At 58.7% G+C, this 271-nt stretch carries 1 pseudogene; it reads left to right on the forward strand.

Annotation, left to right across the window (positions count from 1 at the left end):
- Window positions 1-271 (forward strand): annotated as a pseudogene (locus L3N51_RS12435) (hypothetical protein); the annotation flags it as partial.

A 271-nucleotide genomic window follows, 5' to 3' on the forward strand; every position in this document is an offset into this window, starting at 1 on the left:
GTAGCTAACACCCGCTTCCCCTTCTTCACGTTGAACGGGATGAGCCAGGAGGTCAAGGCCATATGCGAGCAGATCCTGCCAAGAGAGATATGCAACGAAGGAAATCTCTCTCCGAACGCCGTGAAGATAGGAGGGGCGGACGTGGGCTCCCCAATCCTCACCTCGCTTGCGTGCGGCAACTCGTGCTCAGGTTTCGGGATTGCGGGTCTCGTCTCAGGGTACGAGAGGATCTCCCTTCAGGGACTCGAGGTTGTCGCCATCAGCGCCGTGA

The sequence above is a fragment of the Metallosphaera javensis (ex Hofmann et al. 2022) genome (genome assembly GCF_022064045.1).
GTDB classification, from domain to species: Archaea; Thermoproteota; Thermoprotei_A; order Sulfolobales; family Sulfolobaceae; genus Metallosphaera; species Metallosphaera javensis.